This window comes from Bacteroides sp., from assembly GCF_052357945.1.
In the GTDB taxonomy this organism is placed as follows: domain Bacteria; phylum Bacteroidota; class Bacteroidia; order Bacteroidales; family Bacteroidaceae; genus Bacteroides.
The window spans coordinates 1-2,578 of record NZ_DAWCXD010000283.1 but is presented as its reverse complement, the minus strand read 5'-3'; the positions used below and the strand labels follow the sequence as shown (position 1 = coordinate 2,578).

Below are 2,578 nucleotides of genomic sequence, written 5' to 3'. Positions count from 1 at the left end.
TGAGAGGACGCTTATACATGCCCGGTCAACGTCATGAATTGCACCACAAAATCTGTAATTTACGTTATGGAACTCCCGGTTATTGGATGAGTGCCTATATTGGGTTCTGCCGCTCGTAATCCGGAATGACGGGGTGTCGCAACTGGGATATTGCATGCTGCACAGCCAGAGACGAAAAGTCAAGGACTTTTTCATCAAATTCAAATTGTTAAGTATCAATCGGTGTTACCGTTTTCTTCAATGTTTGATGGTAATATTCATAAGCCATTTTAGTAAAATGTTCACATTCTGTTTTATAGAACTGTGTATCGGCAGTGTTAAGGCGTTCCTCATCTTCATCTGTCAGATACTCTGGTATATCCCAATATTCTGTTAATCTGGTATCATCTTTAAATTTTTCCAGAACATCATAATATGTGTCTGCCAGTAATTCATAAAGACTGGTATCATCGATGCGCTTTAGCCCACGCATGGCATAGCAAAAACATTGGAAACCCCAGTTGCAAAAAAACTGGATAAATCCTCCGTTATTTATGTCCACAAATAGCTTCCATAAGGCAGCAATTTCTTGTTCATCTTCGTCCAGTTTGTTCCAATCTCCATTTGAATTTACTAACTTTGAATTAAATTCGATAGAATAATTATGCCATAATTTTCCGTAATCATCCATACTGCTATTCTCCTTTCATACTGCCGATTTGTTTGTTCCATAAAATTCATTTTAGTCGCTTTCAAACTTGCTGGCGGCGAACAGCATTTTATGCTGTTTGCGAACGGCAAGTCCACAGGGGATAGCCGCTTTAGCGGCGCAAGGGGGTGTAGCCACCTTGACGGAACGAAGTGACGCAACATTCTCGGTCATGCAGTTTTCTTCTGCTGACGGAGAATGAAGCTCCGCAGGACGCACTACTCTCGACAGAGAGTATAGAAGTGCGCCCTTTAGTTCCTAAAGGGATTTTATCAGTGCGACAAAATTTGAAAACTTGTTTTATCATTCGCTATGTTATGCTATTCTTTCAACACGGCATTTTTGACAAAGCGGGTGACTTGAAATAACGGGTTTGATTTTATCATTCATTTCATCGAATAATGTTCCATAAAAATATAATGCAGTAAAATCGTTAAGCTCCATCCAACTGAATAATCGCCCCGTTTCTCCGAGAGAATTTTCCAACTGTCCAATCAGCTCATTCACATCACAGATCTCATAAATCTCTTGAGGCAAGTCGCATCCGTTAAGATAAAGACCCAGCCCTTCAAGCGATCCCACAGAGAAATCCTTTCCGCCAGTTTTCACTACCGACCCTTTAGGTATTCCGATGTTATCAAGTAAATTCAAAAGCCACTCAAAATCTTCTGACCTATTAGAAAATTCAATCTCAATATCACAACTTTCTATCTCGCCACTGGGAAACATTGCTGTTCCGCCACCCGTTATTTTCCCGACATTGTCATTACTCTCAAAAATCTCTGTTAAAGCATCTTCAAGTTCAAAGCGGTGCTTTGGCTGAAGTCGAGAGTTCAGATGAAGTACAAGAAACATAGTATTCTCCTCCGCAAATTCAATTTGTTGCTCAATTTTCGTATTCAAATTATACCATAAAACCTGTGAACAATTCTACCGCAACTTTGGACTATATGAGAAAAGTCCGAACAGTTTTCTGCCCGGACTTTCTCACTCAATCATAAATCAATTCCGCTTTCACAATCTCATCTGCCTGTGCCTTGCAAGCGTTCATCTGCCGCACCCATTCCATTTGGTTTTCGGCTTTCAGCCTTTCGGTCACGCCGTACTGCTTTGCCAGTTGCGGCACGATCAGCTCCATTCGGTTTTGTGCCGCTTCGTCAATCTCGGCGCAATGCTCAAAGAGCCTATCGGATAGCACCAGTTCATTGAACAGTATCGGGCGGTGCATTTCCAGATACGCCTTGCGGAGTCTGCCGTAGTGTCCGAGGGGCTTGGTCTTGCGGATAACGATGTTCGGGATAAGATAATCTCCGTTCTGTGTGTAAGCGATATTCATGCTGTTTGTACTCCTTTCATCGGCTCTCTCTGCGGTAAACTGCTGACAGGGACGAACACGCCCTTTGCAATGTCCTCCGCACGAATGGCGGCTTTCTTAGCTTCAATTTCTGCTTTTTTTCTCCCCTTGATTTTGTCCTCGTATCGCTTCTGCGCTCCGCTGGCTTTCCGCTTCAAGTAGTTCTGATGAAGCCTGTCCTTGCGTTCCTCACGCTTGCGGATTTCCTCTAATTCCTCCGGGGTAAGCTCCACTTCACCAAACGCCGGGGGAACAAATCGACCGACAAAATTGAAGTAAATCTCGACCTCCTGTGTGGTCTGTATACTGCCTTTGCGGTCACGCTCATGCACAAGGATTTTCTCGATAAACTCGTTAAGCATGGCAATGGTCAGCTTGTCGAAGTTCTCATACTTATCAATCAGGGCGATAAAACGGTCAGCGTCCTTTTCGTGCGTTTCATAGCTCTTGATAGCCTTTTCCAGAGCAGAGATTTCGGCGTTAAGCTCGGACTGTTCCTTTTCGTATTGAGCGTCCAGAGTGGCGTATCTGCTGTC

At 43.5% G+C, this 2,578-nt stretch carries 5 protein-coding genes; all 5 read right to left on the bottom strand.

Going from position 1 to position 2,578, the window contains the following annotated elements; all coding sequences use genetic code 11:
- Positions 1-208 precede the first annotated feature (208 nt).
- A complete protein-coding gene (locus ACT8YW_RS22875) occupies positions 209-670 on the bottom strand; it encodes a DMP19 family protein (RefSeq protein ID WP_349222809.1) in 462 nt (153 codons plus the stop codon).
- Positions 671-721: 51 nt separating this feature from the next.
- Positions 722-907 (bottom strand): hypothetical protein, encoded by a 186-nt coding sequence (locus tag ACT8YW_RS22870; RefSeq protein WP_444107246.1) that lies wholly within the window; start codon positions 905-907, stop codon positions 722-724.
- Positions 908-1,003: 96 nt separating this feature from the next.
- Complete coding sequence (locus ACT8YW_RS22865) at positions 1,004-1,591, bottom strand: hypothetical protein (RefSeq protein WP_444107245.1); 588 nt, start codon at positions 1,589-1,591, stop codon at positions 1,004-1,006.
- 88 nt (positions 1,592-1,679) lie between these two features.
- Positions 1,680-2,024 (bottom strand): TnpV protein, encoded by a 345-nt coding sequence (locus ACT8YW_RS22860; RefSeq protein WP_444107244.1) that lies wholly within the window; start codon positions 2,022-2,024, stop codon positions 1,680-1,682.
- Positions 2,021-2,578 (bottom strand): DUF4368 domain-containing protein (locus tag ACT8YW_RS22855; RefSeq protein ID WP_444107243.1); only part of this gene is annotated, 558 nt, incomplete at its 5' end. The genes ACT8YW_RS22860 and ACT8YW_RS22855, both read right to left, overlap by 4 nt.

Coding starts and splice junctions, on each gene's coding strand:
- ACT8YW_RS22875 (WP_349222809.1), bottom strand. CDS start 670: ATGGATGATTACGGAAAATTATGGCATAATTATTCTATCGAATTTAAT.
- ACT8YW_RS22860 (WP_444107244.1), bottom strand. CDS start 2,024: ATGAATATCGCTTACACACAGAACGGAGATTATCTTATCCCGAACATC.